This window comes from Afifella sp. IM 167, from assembly GCF_020144925.1.
GTDB lineage: Bacteria > Pseudomonadota > Alphaproteobacteria > Rhizobiales > Afifellaceae > Afifella.
Map to the genome: position 1 here is coordinate 46,531 of NZ_NSLC01000010.1, position 13,141 is coordinate 59,671.

Consider the following 13,141-nt stretch of genomic DNA (forward strand, 5'->3'; position numbering starts at 1 on the left):
TGAACAGTTTGAGCATCAACGGCAAGGGCATGAACGGTAGCCACGCCGGGCTGACCGGACCGGCCGGCCGGCCGGTCCTGATCGTTCTCCATCAGGAGACGTCGAGCCCCGGAAAGCTCGGCCAGCTTCTGCGCGCCAAGGGCTATCCGCTCGACATCCGGCGTCCGCGCTTTGGCGATCCCCTGCCGGAATCGATGGACGAGCATTCCGGTGCCATCATCTTCGGCGGGCCGATGAGCGCCAACGACACGGACGATTTCGTTCGGCGCGAGATCGACTGGATCGGCGTGCCTCTCGCTGAAAAAGCCCCCTTTCTGGGCATCTGCCTCGGCGCGCAGATGCTGGTGAAGCATCTCGGCGGGCAGGTGACGAGCCATTGCGAGGGCTGCGCCGAGATCGGCTTCTACCGCCTCTCGCCGACGATCGAGGGCAAGGAGCTGATCGACTGGCCGACCCATGTCTATCAGTGGCACCGGGAAGGCTTCGACCTGCCGGACGGCGCGACGCTGCTTGCCCGCGGCGAATTGTTCCAGAACCAGGCTTTTTCCTACGGACCTGCCGCTTTCGGCGTCCAGTTCCATTCCGAGCTCACCTACGCCATGGCATGCCGCTGGACGGTGCGCGGGGCCGAGCGCATGAAGCTGCCGGGCGCGCGCCCGCGCACCGAGCACATGGCGAGCTGGTTCCGCTACGATCCGCCCGTGCGGCGGTGGCTCGACACCTTCCTGGATCGCTGGATCGAGAGCGACGGACGCGGAGCTCAGGGAGCCGGAAAAAGCGTCTCTTCAAGCCAGGCGAGGATCGCCTCCAGCTGAGCCGCCTGCGGGCCGGAAGGCGGCGCCGGGCGCCTCACCAGAACGACGGGAATCTTCAGCCGGCGCGCCGCTTCAATCTTGGCGCTCGCCCGCCCGCCGGAATCCTTCGAGACGATCCATTCGATCCGGTGCTCGGCAAGGAGCGCCATCTCTTTCTCCGGATCGGTGGGGGGCCTTCCGAGGATCACCTCGCCGCGCGGCATCTCTTCGCCGGCAACCGGCGGCTCGATCATGCGCACGAGGCACCACAGATCCTTCCGTCCGGCAAAGGCGCGGGCTTCGCGCCGGCCGGCGGCAAGGAAGACGCGCGCCCCCTCCGGGATCGCCGCCGCCGCCTCCGTCATATCGGCGACTTCGATGAAGTGATCGCCGGGCAGGCGCTCAAAGCCGGGACGCACCAGCTTGATGCGCGGCACGCCGGCCCGCTCGGCCGCCTCGGCGGCATGGCGCGCGATCTGGCCGGCAAAGGGATGCGTGGCGTCGATCAGCGCATCGTAGCCCTCCGTGCTCAACGTCTGGGCAAGCCCGTCCGGGCCGCCGAAGCCGCCGCGCCGGACATGACCTGAGACGTTCGGCAGGCGCGTCAGACCGGCGAGCGAGGTGACGGTGTCGAGGCGGGCATCGCCGGCGAGCCTGGCGGCCAGTTCGCCGGCTTCCGCCGTTCCCCCGAGTATCATCACCTTCGGCATGCCCGTCTCCGCCGCAAATCCCAGCCGCTCTATAGCCCTCTCTCCGTCCCCGACCAACGGCCGCTTCTGCCACCTTGTCTTGTGGCGCGCGCCTTGCCAGAAGGAAGCCATGGAAGAAGTCCGCCCCGCCCCCTTTCCCGGCCTACCCGTGTTCGAGCCAGGCTCCGTCTGGCTCGTGGGCGCGGGTCCGGGCGATCCCGGCCTGATGACGCTGCATGCGGTGAACGCTCTCGCCCAGGCCGATCACGTCGTCTACGACGCGCTGGTCGACCCTTCGGTGCTGGAATATGCGCGGGCGGGCGCGGTCGTCGAATATGCCGGCAAGCGGGGCGGCAAGCCCTCGCCCAAGCAGCGCGACATTTCCCTGAAGCTCGTCGAACTTGCCCGCGCCGGCTCCCGCGTCTGCCGGCTGAAGGGCGGCGATCCGCTGATCTTCGGGCGCGGCGGCGAGGAAGCGCTGACGCTGGTCGCCCACAACGTGCCCTTTCGCATCGTGCCGGGCGTCACGGCCGGCGTCGGGGGCCTTGCCTATGCGGGCATTCCCTCCACCCACCGCGACATCAACCACGCCGTCACCTTCCTGACGGGCCATGACCAGACCGGGCTGACGCCCTCCTCGATCGACTGGCAGGCGCTGGCCAGGGGCTCCCCGGTCATCGTCATGTATATGGCGATCAAGCATTTGGAAAAGATCGCCGGCGAGTTGCTCGCCGCCGGACGCGGACCGGAGGAGCCGGTCGCCGTCGTCTCGGAAGCGACGACGAGCCGCCAGCGGGTTCTGGAGACGAGCCTCGGGCGCGCCGCCGCCGATTGCGCCGCCGCGGGCATGGAGCCGCCGGCCCTCGTCGTCCTCGGCGAGGTGGTGCGCCTTCGGCAGGGGCTGGACTGGCTCGGGGCGCTTTCGGGGCGCAGGCTCGACCCCGACCCGCTCGGCCGCGAGACGCCGGCCACCGGCAGGACCGCTTGACGGGAAAGCCCCGCGCCATCCTCATCGCCGGCGCCTCGAGCCATTCCGGCAAGACGGTGCTGACGGCGGGGCTGATCGCCGCCCTCAGGCAACGCGGCCTGAACGTACGGGCGGCGAAATGCGGCCCGGATTACATCGATCCGAAATTCCTCGATGCGGCGAGCGGCGCGCCGGTCATCAACCTCGATACTTTCGCCATGTCGCCGGAGCGGCTGGGGGCGCTCGCCGCGAGCCAGGCGGCCGGCGCCGACCTTCTCGTCGTCGAGGGCGTCATGGGCCTGTACGACGGCGGCGCGGGCGGGCTCGGCTCGACTGCCTCGCTCGCGCGCATTCTCGGCCTGCCGGTAGTTCTCGTCGTCGCCACCGATGGCATGTCCCAGTCCGCCGGGGCGGTGGCCGAGGGCTTTACGCGCCTCGCCGACGGATTTGCCATCGCCGGCGCCATCGTCAACCGCACCGGCTCGGAGCGTCACACCGCCCTGATCCGCGAGGGATTTTCGCGCTCTTCCGTGCCGCTTATCGGCCTCGTTCCGCGGCAAAATGCGCTGGCGCTCCCCTCCCGCCATCTCGGCCTCGTCCAGGCGGAAGAGCAGGGCGGTCTTGCCGAGGTGATAGCCCGGGCCGCCGGGCTGATGGAGGCCCATACGGACCTCGACGCGATCTGCGAGGCGGCCGCGCCGCTCGCCGGGGCGGATCCGCTTTCCGGTCTGCCCCCGCTCGGTCAGAGGATTGCCGTCGCCGACGACGTCGCCTTCCGCTTCGCCTATCCGCACGCGCTCGCCGACTGGCGGGCGGCCGGCGCCGCGATTTCCTTCTTTTCGCCGCTGGCCGACGAGGCGCCGGCAGGCGATGCCGACGCAATCTTTCTTCCCGGCGGCTATCCGGAGCTGCATGCCGGAAAGCTGGCGGCTTCTTCCGCCTTCCGCTCCGGCCTTGCCGCATCGGCGGGGCGCGGCGCGCTGGTCTACGGCGAATGCGGAGGCTTCATGGCCCTCGGCGAAGCGCTCATCGACGCCGAGGGCGTCTCACACGAGATGGCCGGGCTCTTGCCGCTCGTCACATCCTTCCGCGAGAGGAAGCTCCACCTCGGCTATCGGCGCCTTCGCCCCCTCTCCGACAAGCCCTATCCCGGCCCGCTCGCGGCACATGAATTCCATTACGCCTCGATCGTCCGTGAGGGCGACGCCGACCGGCTCTTTGCGGCCGAGGACGCCTTCGGCGACCGGCTCGCCGAGGCCGGTCTCCGGCGGGCCAACGTCTTGGGCTCCTTCCTCCACGTCATCGACCCGCTCGGCCCCTGACAACCCCGCCCCCCGAGCCTTTCCACACCGCCCCAAAGCCTTGATCTGGATCAAATGGGCCCTTCCGAGGGCATTCCATAGTCGTGGAAAACCGTCGCAGCGGCAAAACGGCCAGGATCGTTGGGAGGAACGAATGGGCAAGCTGGGCCTTGCAGCAGGAGCCGCGCATGCGCCGTCGCTGCTGCGTCTGGGACGGGAGGGGCCGCTGAAAAGCTGCCGGGAACAGGCCATTTCGTCGGAGATCGAGCGCGGCCGCCGGACGGCCGGGCCAATCTGCGCGATATTCCCAAGCGCCGGCAGCCGCCAGGTCAATCCGGGATTCGGCGTGTGACCCGCAGGCCCAGGCAGAAGAAGGTTTCAGCCATTCCCGGCCCGCTTCGCCCGCTTGGGCCTGAGGACGTGCACGTGCGCCGCATCGTAGAGGGCGCTGTCGCGGAAATCCTCCATGCCAATCGCCCGCCCGACGAAAATGAGGACGGTGCGGGTGAGCTTGGCTTCGCGCACCGCCGCGCGAAGCCCCGCAAGGTCCGTGCGAAGAAACGCCTCGTCCGGCCAGCTGACGCGGTAGGCGACGACGACGGGACAATCCGCTCCTAGGATCGGCATCAGCTCGCGCTCGATGGCGAGAAGATTACGCGCCGAAAGATGGATGGCGAGCGTCGCCCCGGTCCTGGCGAAGGCCGAAAGACTTTCGCCCTCCGGCATCTTGGAGGATTTCATCGCCGTGCGGGTGATGATGACGGATTGCGCCACCTCCGGGATCGTCAGCTCCTGGCCGAGCGCGGCGGCCGCCGCCGCGAAAGCCGGCACGCCCGGCGTCACGTCGTAGGAAATGCCGAGCGCCTTCAGCCGTCGGATCTGTTCCGCGATCGCGCCATAGAGCGAAGGATCGCCTGAATGGACGCGGGCAACATCCTTCCCGGCGCGGCAGGCCTCTTCCATCAGCGCGACGATCTCGTCCAGCGCCATCGGCGCCGTGTCCTTGACGAGCGCGCCCTCGGGCGCCGCCGCCACCACCGCTTCCGGCACCAGCGAACCGGCATAGAGGCAGACGGGGCAGCTTTCGATGAGCTTCAGCCCGCGCACCGTGATGAGGTCGGGCGCGCCGGGGCCGGCGCCGATGAAATGAACCTTGCCGGTCGTCTCGCTCATAGCGCGTCTTCCCTGGCTTTTTCCGGCGTTTGCTTGCGGTCGTAGCCGCGCGGCGTGAAGAGGAAGTCCCGTCCGCCGGCCCGGAACGTTCGGCTCTGCGAGGAGCCGACGACGACGAGGCTCATCATGTCGACCTCGTCGATGGAGAGTTCGGCAAGGGTCGTCAGCTTCAGATGCTCGTCCTCCCGCCCCAAGAGGCGCGCGATGAGGACCGGCGTTTCGCCCGGCCGGCAGGTCAGAAGAATGTCCCGCGCATCGGCGAGCTGGTGCCGGCGCTTCTGCGAGACCGGATTGTAGAAGGCGACGACGAAGTCGCCCTCGGCCGCCGCCCCCACCCGCTGGAGGATCGTTTCCCAGGGCGTCAGCAGATCGGAGAGCGAAATGAGACAGAAATCGTGGCCGAAGGGGGCGCCGATCCGTGCCGAAGCGGCCTGAAACGCCGAGATGCCCGGCGCCACGACCATCTCCGCGCGTCTTGCCGGAGAATTGTCGGGCTCTGCCTCGAGGAGCTCCATGACGAGGCTGGCCATGGCGTAGATGCCCGGATCGCCGGAACAGACGAGAGCGACCTTCCTGCCCTCTCCGGCAAGCTTCAGCGCCGCGGCGCACCGCTCGCGCTCCGCCCCGAGGGTGGAATCGATCCGCTCGCGGGCGCCGATCAACGAGTCGATAAGGTCGAGATAGTACTTATAGCCGATAATAGAGTCGGAATCGTCAATCAGCTGGGCGGCCTCCGGCGTCCGCCAGGCGGCCGTTCCTGGTCCGATCCCCACGATGGCAAGCCGTCCGCGGCCCCGGCCGATGGCGCTCGCATCGATCGGGTCGAGCGCTTCGGCGATGGCGCAGGTCGCCCGCGCGCTCTTTTTCTTGGCGACGACGAGCATGCCCTCCGCTCCGGCGGCGGCCAGCGCCGCGGCCTCGGCGACGCCATGCGCGCCGACCTCGCGGAACACCGTCTCCGACGGATTTTCAAGGCGCGGCGTCTCTTCCTCCAGCCGCGCGGCATCGAAGAAGCGGGCCGGCACGCCGAGCTTTTCCGCCGCCGCGAGGATCGCCGCCTCGTCGGCCTTGAGGTCGATGGAGACGAGTGCCGCGACGGCAAGCGGCGATAGCCCGGCCTCGCCGAGCGTCTCCTCGACAAGCCGGAGAACCTCTTCGGGCGCCGCATCACGTTCGCAGCCGACACCGACGGCAAGCGATTTCGGGTGATAGACGAGCGTCTGGCCGTCGCCCTTTCTGTCCTCGCTGGTCGCCACGAGCCGGATCGCGGCGTCGGCGCCGCGCGGCAACTCGCTCGTCTCGATCCATGGAAGCCTGCCCTCAAGCTCCAGCCTTGCGCCGGCGAGGCAGGCCGACATCGCCCCCTTGGCGTCTTCGGGGTTGGCCAGCACATATCCCTCCGGCGGCTCGTCGAGGGCGATGCCGAAGCGGGTGTCGCCCGCCGTCGTCACGGCCGCAAAGCCCGACAGGTGGCCGGCGATCAGCCGGGCCAGCGCGTTGGCGCCATGATGCCCGCCGAGAAGCGGCACCACCGCACGCCCGTCCTCCGAAAGCGCGATGACCGGCGGCTCGGCGCGCTTGTCGGCCAGCAGCGGGGCGAGAAAGCGGATGAGGATACCCGCGGCGCAGACCCCGACGATCGGCCGCCCGGTCGAAAAGAGGCTGCGGCAATGCGCTCCCACATCCTCGAAGGCGAGGTTCGCGGGCCCGGCCCCGGCCTCCACGACCTTCTTCAGCGCGTGGACTTCGCCCCCGGCCACCGCGCGCGCCCTCTGCGCGGTGGCAAGGCCCGTGGCGGTGAGGGCGAGGAAGACGGGTTTCATGGCGCGGCCTTCGCGACGAGGATCATGGAAAAGTAGGGCGCTTCATCTTCGGCAAGCTCGGCGAGCGGCACCACCCTCTCTTCCGGCAGGCTGGCATGCGCCACATAGACGGCCTCCTCCGTGCGCCCGAGGGCGGCGATGATGGCCTTGAGGCGGGAAAGGTGCCGACCGACCTTGAGGATGGCGGCCGCCTCGCAGGCGTTAAGGCGCGCGGTGAGTGCCTCGTCGTCCAGCGTTGCCGGAAAGACGCTGAGCCCCGCGGTGCGCCGCGTCAGCGGCCGGCCGGCCGCGGCGGCGACGGCCGTCAGCGAAGAAACGCCGGGCACGACCTCGCAGGCGAACCGGCCCGCGAGCCGGTCATGCAGATACATGAAGGTGCCGTAGAAAAAGGGATCGCCCTCACACAGGACAGCGACGCCGCGGCCGGCCTCCAGATGCGCCCCGATCGCCTCGGCCGCCCGGTCATAGGGTTCGGCCGGCACCGCGCCCGGCCGCATGGCGATGCGGATGGCGATCTCCCTCGTGCCGGAGGCGATATGCGCGGCGGCGATACGCCGGGCGAAGCTCTCACCCGAATCCGGCGCCGGATAGGCGACGACCGGGGCCGCCGCGATGAGCCGCGCCGCCTTCAGCGTGACGAGCTCCGGATCGCCCGGTCCGACGCCGATGCCGTAAAGCGTTCCCGTCATGGCCTATTCGCCCTTCTTCCAGACCCGCCCTTTTTCCAAACCCATTGCGTCACGGGCATCGCCGGGCGCCAGCCGCGATAGGCGCCGATCTTCTCCGCCCGGGCGACGGCAAGGCGGGTCAGCTCCCCGCCATGGGCCGCCGAAGCGGCGAGGAGCACCTCCTCGCTTTCCAGCGTCACCGCATGGGCAACGAGCCGCCCGCCGGGTTTCAGCGCGGCGGCGGCGGCCTCCAGCGTTTGAGGCGTGACACCGCCACCGACGAAGACCGCGTCCGGCTCCGGCAGGCCCGCCAGGCCCGCCGGCGCCTCGCCATGGCGAAGGTCGAGCTCCGGCACGCCGAGATTTTCCGCATTGCGCGCCGCCATCGCCCGTCTTTCGGGCCGGGGTTCGAGCGCAATCGCCCGCGCATGCGGCGCGGCGCGCATGAACTCGATGGCCACGGAGCCGGCCCCGGCGCCGATATCCCACAGGAGCGCACCCGGATGCGGCTCGAGCCTGGCGATCGCCAGCGCCCGGCATTCCCGCTTCGTCATCTTGCCGTCGTGCTCGAAGGCCTCGTCCGGCAGGCCGGCCGTGCGCGGCAGCCAGGCGGCACCCGGCCCGGCGACGCATTCGATGGCCAGCGTGTTGAAATCGGCGACCTCACCACTCCAGGCCTCGGCGGAACCCTCCAGCCGCGCTTCCTTCTCCCCGCCCATATGCGAGAGCGCGGTGATGCGGCTCTCGCCGAAGCCGCGCTCGCTGAGGAAGGCGGCGACCGCCGCCGGCGTCGACGCGTCATGCGAGAGGACGAGGATCCTGGCGTCCGGATAAAGGGCGAGGGCCAGCTTTTCGAGCGGGCGGCCATGCAGCGTCACCATCTCCGCCCTGTCGAGCGGCCAGGCAAGCCGCGAGGCGGCGAGCGAGAAGGCGGAAAGGCCCGGAATGATCGTCATCTCCTCCGGGGCGAAGGAGCGCGCCAGCGTCGTGCCGATGCCGAAGAGCATCGGATCCCCCGTGGCGAGGATCGCGACCTCCCGCCCACGATAGTCAGTCAGGCGACTCACAAGTTCCGAGAGCGGGCTCGGCCAGACAATCCGCTCGCGACCATCTTCCGGCAGCATCGCCAGATGCCGCTCGCCGCCGACCAGAACCTCCGCGGCTTCGACGAGCGCGCGCGCCGCCGGCGAAAGGCCGGAAAGGCCGTCCTCGCCGAGACCGATCACCGAAAGCCAGAGCCTCATGCCGCTTCCTCGCCGATGAGGAGCGCGTTGAGGGCGGCGGCCGCCATGGCGCTGCCCCCTCGCCGGCCGCGCAGGGCGACGAAGGGAATGGCAAAGGAGTTGGCGATCAGCGCCGCCTTCGATTCCGCCGCGCCGACAAATCCGACCGGAAAGCCGAGGACGAGCGCCGGGCGCAGCGCCGGATCCTCGGCAAGCTCCAGGAGATGGAAGAGCGCCGTCGGCGCGTTGCCGATGACGGCGATCGCGCCGCCGAGCTTTTCTTTCAGCGCCGAGAAGCCGGCGGCCGAGCGGGTCGTGCCGAGGCGCTTGGCGAGAACGGCGACATCCGGCTGACTGACCGCCACCTCGATCTCGTTGCCGGCGGCAAGGTGCTTTCTCGCAATACCCGCCGCCACCATGGCGACGTCGCAGAGGATGGGCGCGCCGGCGGCAAGGGCCGTGCGGGCCTTCGCTCCCGCCCCCTCCGACCAGGCAAGGTCGCCCACGAGATCCGGCATGCCGCCCGAATGCACGACGCGCTTGGCGAGCGCCTTCAGATCGGCCGGCACCGCCGCAAGATCGCACTCCGCCTCGATGATGGCGAAGGAGCGCCGGGTGATCTCGGCGCCGTCGCGCAGATATTCCATCGCCGCCTCAATGCCGCTTCATCGAGCGTGGTCCGAGCGGATGGTCCGCATGCGGATAGGGATGGTGGTGATGATCATGCCCGCCGTGGTGCCCGTGGTCATGCCCGGCGTCATGCTTGTGGTCATGGCCATGCGAATGGCTGTGCCCGTGATCATGATCGTGATGATGCGCGTGGCCATGGTCGTCGTGATGATGGTCGTGACCGTGGTGGTGCTCGCCGCCGGCATGGGTATGCGCCGCGTCCTGGCAGCGTCCGTTGCAGCTGCCGTCCGCGTTGCACAGATCGCAGCCCGACCCGACGCCCTCCACGTGATGGTGGTGGCTTTCCTGCGGCAGTCCGATCTCCGCCTCGAAGCCCAGGATCTGCTCCCGGTACTTGCACATCTGGCAGTTCATCAAATTGGCGCCGTTGAGGATCTCGTTGGCCCGGTCGGCCAGCGTCGCGATCACCTGCGGATGGTCGTTGAGATAGCTCGCCTTGATGAATTCTATCTCGGGATGGCGCTCGGCCACGGCGTCCATCCCCATGTAGATGCGGCTGACGAGAACCCCGGTGAAGAGGAAATAGGGGAAGACGACGATGCGCTTGTAGCCGAGCCTTGCCGCGTGTTCGAGGCCGGGCTCCACCAGCGGAAAGGTGACGCCGGAATAGGCCGTTTCGGCCCAGCCGAAGCCGAAGCCTTCCCACAGCATCCGGGTGATCTTGGAGACGTTGGAATTGGCATCGGGATCGGAGGCGCCGCGCCCGACGACGACGAGAAGCGTCTCGTGCAGCGGCACGTCGGACGGCGCTGCGGCGAGCGCCTCGGAGATGCGCGCCGAGGCCGCCTTGATCATGCGCGGATCGACGCCGAGATCGCGGCCGTAATCGATCGGAACGCCCCGCTCAGCCTGATAGGTGTTGAGGACGGAGGGAATGTCGTTCTTGGCATGGCCCGCCGCAAACAGCATGCCGGGCACGGCGAGGATCCGGTTGCAGCCGGCTTCGATCAGCTTGTCGAGGCCTGTGCGGATGACCGGCTCGGCGAATTCCAGATAGCCGTATTCGACCGGCCATTCGGGGAAGAGCTTGCGCGCCGCCTCGGCAAGGCGGGCGAATTCGGCGACGGCGGCGCGGTTGCGGCTGCCGTGACCGCAGATCATCAGCCCGATCTTCTCTTTGCCGGAATTTTCGTGTGGCGGCGCGGAAAGGGACATGGGTGGGGCCTCGCTTTGACACATAAGGGAAGCCCGCCCGCCAGCGGAACGCTGCAGGTCGCTCGGACGGCCCCGGCCTTGGCTCCCGGATGGGGTCAGCCGCACCGGGATCGCTTTCAGCCCCTTGGCGGGGCGACCATCCCTAACCCCCGGCTGTAGAGAGCGGGCTCGCCCGCGTCAATCGCAGCCGGCGCCCCGGCAGAGCGCGCCTTGTCTCACCCTGCTGGCTCTGCTCTCCTGCCGTCCGGGAGCCACGCCATGCTGAAATTCTCTGCCAATCTCGGTCTCTTGTGGGCGGAATTGCCGCTGCCGGAACGCATCCGTGCGGCCAAGGAAGCCGGCTTCGACGCGGTCGAGCTGCATTTTCCCTACGAGGAGAGCCGCGAGGCGCTGAAGGCGGCTCTTGCCGAAACCGGGCTGCCGCTGCTGGGCATCAACACGCGCCCGGGCCGCGCGGGCGAATTCGGCCTCTCGGCCCTGCCCGGGCGCGGAGCGGAGGCGCGCGCGGCGATCGACGAGGCGGTGGAATGGGCCGCCGATCTCGGCGGGCGGGCCGTGCATGTGATGGCCGGCGTGCCGAGCCACGAAATGCCGGTGCGGCGCTGCCGTGAGGCCTTTGCGCGGCTTCTCGCCTACGCCGCCGGGCGATGCGGCGAGAAGGGCCTGACGGCCGTGATCGAGCCGATCAACACGCGCGACGTGCCGGGCTATTTCCTCTCCACCAGCGCCATCGCCGAGCGTTTCCTCGACATGGTGGCGTCCGAGCATCTGAAGATGCAGTTCGACTGCTACCACGCCCAGATCATGGAAGGCGACGTCACCCGGCGGATCGAACGCCTGATGCCGAAGATCGGCCATATCCAGGTCGCGGCCGTGCCTTCACGCGCCGAGCCGGACGAGGGCGAGCTTTCCTACGAGCGGCTGCTGCCGGCGATCGAGGCCGCCGGCTATAAGGGCTATATCGGCGCGGAGTACCGGCCGCGCGGCAAGGTCGAGGCCGGCCTTTCCTGGCTCGCCGCCTACCGGGCCAGCTGCCGGTAGCGTTCCACGAGGCCGGCGGTCGAGCCGTCGAGGCCATCGCCCGCCTCGCCGTCGCGGATGACCGGGAGCAATTTGCCGGCGAGTTCCTTGCCGAGCTCGACGCCCCACTGGTCGAAGGAATTGACGTCCCAGATCGCCCCCATGACGAAGACGCGGTGCTCGTAGAGGGCAATCAGCAGCCCGAGCGTTTCCGGATCGAGCCGCCGGTAGAGGAGCGTGTTCGAAGGCCGGTCGCCGGGAAACACCTTGTGCGGCGCGAGCCGGTTGATCTCGCCCTCGCCCATGCCCTTTTCCTTCAGCTCCGCGCGCACCTCCGCCTCGCTCTTGCCGAAGGCGAGCGCCTGCGACTGGGCGAGGCAATTGGCCAGAAGCTTGGCGTGATGGTCGCCCATCTCCTCGGCCGGCACGGCGGCGGCGAGGAAATCGACCGGGATGATCTCCGTGCCCTGGTGGATCAGTTGGAAGAAGGCGTGCTGGCCGTTGGTGCCGGGCTCGCCCCAGACGACCGGTCCGGTCTCGTAGTCGACCGCCCTGCCTCCCCGCGTCACCCGCTTGCCGTTCGATTCCATGTCGAGCTGCTGCAGATGCGCGGCAAAGCGGTTGAGCCGCTGGTCGTAGGCGATGACGGCCTGCGTGGCGTAGCCGCAGACATTGCGGTGCCAGATGCCGATGAGGCCCATCAGGACGGGAAGGTTCTGGCCGAGCGGGGCGGAGCGGAAATGCTCGTCCATCTTCCGCGCCCCGGCGAGGAAGCGCTTGAAGTTGGCAAAGCCGACGGAGATGGCGAGCGGCAGGCCGATCGCCGACCAGACGGAATAGCGCCCGCCGACCCAGTCCCAGAAGCCGAAGACGCGCTCCTCGTCTATGCCGAATTCCGCGACCTTCTTGAGGTTCGTGGAGAGCGCGGCGAAATGCGCCGGCACCGCCTCCTCGCCGAGCTGGTCGACCAGCCATTTGCGCGCCGAGGCGGCGTTGGTCATCGTCTCCAGCGTCGTGAAGGTCTTGGAGGCGATGAGGAAGAGCGTCCGTTCCGGATCGAGCTCCCGGAGCGTGTCGTGGATGTGCGCCCCGTCGACATTGGAGACGAAATGCACTCTCGGCCCGCCGTCGCGATAGGGCGCCAGCGCCGCCACCGCCATGGCCGGCCCGAGATCGGAGCCGCCGATGCCGATATTGACGACGTCGGTGAAAGCCTTGCCGCCGGAACCGGCGAGCTTGCCGGAGCGCACGCCCTCGGCGAAAGCGCCGACCCGCTCCAGCACGTCGTGCACGCCGAGCGTCACGTCGACGCCGCCGACCTCGATCCCCGCATTTTCGGGCGCGCGGAGCGCCGTATGCAGCACGGCGCGCTTTTCGGTGATGTTGATCGCCTCGCCGGAGAACATGCTCTGGCGAAGCCCTTCGACATCCGCGGCGCGGGCGAGCTGGGTGAGGAGCTCCACCGTCTCGGCGGTAAGAAGGTTCTTCGAATAGTCGAGCGTGACGTCATCGAGGGAGACGGAGAAACGGGAAAAGCGCTCCGGATCCTCGGCGAAGAGGTCGGAAAGATGCGTGTCCTTCAGCCCCTCGTGATGGGCCTTGAGGGCTTCGAGCGCGGTCTTGGCGGCTGCTTTCATG

At 69.0% G+C, this 13,141-nt stretch carries 13 protein-coding genes; 5 read left to right on the plus strand and 8 right to left on the minus strand.

Annotated features, from left to right (window positions below; all coding sequences use genetic code 11):
• Positions 1–29: 29 nt before the first annotated feature.
• Entirely contained in the window at positions 30–815 is a 786-nt protein-coding gene (locus CLD20_RS17085) for a glutamine amidotransferase (RefSeq protein ID WP_224407974.1), read from the plus strand.
• Here the strand turns inward: CLD20_RS17085 and CLD20_RS17090 are convergent.
• Complete coding sequence (locus CLD20_RS17090; protein ID WP_224407877.1) at positions 761–1,504, minus strand: cobalt-precorrin-6A reductase; 744 nt, start codon at positions 1,502–1,504, stop codon at positions 761–763. The two genes, CLD20_RS17085 and CLD20_RS17090, sit on opposite strands and share 55 nt — an antisense overlap.
• Positions 1,505–1,613: 109 nt before the next feature.
• Between CLD20_RS17090 and cobA the strand changes: the two genes are divergently transcribed.
• From cobA to CLD20_RS17105, 3 genes are all read left to right on the plus strand, one after another.
• Positions 1,614–2,471 (plus strand): uroporphyrinogen-III C-methyltransferase, encoded by an 858-nt coding sequence (gene cobA / locus CLD20_RS17095; RefSeq protein WP_224407878.1) that lies wholly within the window; start codon positions 1,614–1,616, stop codon positions 2,469–2,471.
• Positions 2,468–3,772: a cobyrinate a,c-diamide synthase gene (locus CLD20_RS17100; protein ID WP_224407879.1), complete on the plus strand. Its 1,305-nt coding sequence runs from the start codon at positions 2,468–2,470 to the stop codon at positions 3,770–3,772. Before cobA ends, CLD20_RS17100 begins: the two co-directional genes overlap by 4 nt.
• 133 nt (positions 3,773–3,905) lie before the next feature.
• Complete coding sequence (locus tag CLD20_RS17105) at positions 3,906–4,103, plus strand: hypothetical protein (protein ID WP_224407880.1); 198 nt, start codon at positions 3,906–3,908, stop codon at positions 4,101–4,103.
• 26 nt (positions 4,104–4,129) lie between these two features.
• Here CLD20_RS17105 and cobM read toward each other — a convergent pair whose 3' ends face one another.
• Genes cobM through CLD20_RS17135 form a run of 6 tightly spaced genes read right to left on the minus strand, consistent with a single transcriptional unit; the run spans position 4,130 to position 10,483 of the window.
• Positions 4,130–4,924 carry a precorrin-4 C(11)-methyltransferase gene (gene cobM, locus CLD20_RS17110; protein ID WP_224407881.1) on the minus strand — a complete coding sequence of 265 codons (795 nt, stop codon included), beginning with the start codon at positions 4,922–4,924 and terminating at the stop codon, positions 4,130–4,132.
• A complete protein-coding gene (cobJ, locus tag CLD20_RS17115; RefSeq protein ID WP_224407882.1) occupies positions 4,921–6,747 on the minus strand; it encodes a precorrin-3B C(17)-methyltransferase in 1,827 nt (608 codons plus the stop codon). Before cobJ ends, cobM begins: the two co-directional genes overlap by 4 nt.
• Positions 6,744–7,436: a precorrin-2 C(20)-methyltransferase gene (gene cobI, locus CLD20_RS17120; protein WP_224407883.1), complete on the minus strand. Its 693-nt coding sequence runs from the start codon at positions 7,434–7,436 to the stop codon at positions 6,744–6,746. The genes cobJ and cobI overlap by 4 nt, the downstream gene beginning before the upstream one ends.
• On the minus strand, positions 7,433–8,659 hold the full coding sequence (gene cbiE, locus CLD20_RS17125; RefSeq protein WP_224407884.1) for a precorrin-6y C5,15-methyltransferase (decarboxylating) subunit CbiE: 1,227 nt from the start codon (positions 8,657–8,659) through the stop codon (positions 7,433–7,435). Before cbiE ends, cobI begins: the two co-directional genes overlap by 4 nt.
• Positions 8,656–9,285 (minus strand): precorrin-8X methylmutase, encoded by a 630-nt coding sequence (locus CLD20_RS17130; protein WP_224407885.1) that lies wholly within the window; start codon positions 9,283–9,285, stop codon positions 8,656–8,658. Before CLD20_RS17130 ends, cbiE begins: the two co-directional genes overlap by 4 nt.
• Positions 9,286–9,292: 7 nt before the next feature.
• Positions 9,293–10,483 carry a sirohydrochlorin chelatase gene (locus CLD20_RS17135; protein WP_224407886.1) on the minus strand — a complete coding sequence of 397 codons (1,191 nt, stop codon included), beginning with the start codon at positions 10,481–10,483 and terminating at the stop codon, positions 9,293–9,295.
• Between the two features lie 258 nt (positions 10,484–10,741).
• On the opposite strand from CLD20_RS17135, the gene CLD20_RS17140 reads away from it, so the two are divergent.
• A complete protein-coding gene (locus tag CLD20_RS17140; protein WP_224407887.1) occupies positions 10,742–11,524 on the plus strand; it encodes a hydroxypyruvate isomerase family protein in 783 nt (260 codons plus the stop codon).
• Here the strand turns inward: CLD20_RS17140 and pgi are convergent.
• The gene (gene pgi / locus CLD20_RS17145) at positions 11,503–13,140 is read right to left on the minus strand and encodes a glucose-6-phosphate isomerase (protein WP_224407888.1); all 1,638 of its coding nucleotides are present in this window, start codon (positions 13,138–13,140) and stop codon (positions 11,503–11,505) included. The genes CLD20_RS17140 and pgi overlap by 22 nt on opposite strands.
• Between the last annotated feature and the right edge of the window lies 1 nt (position 13,141).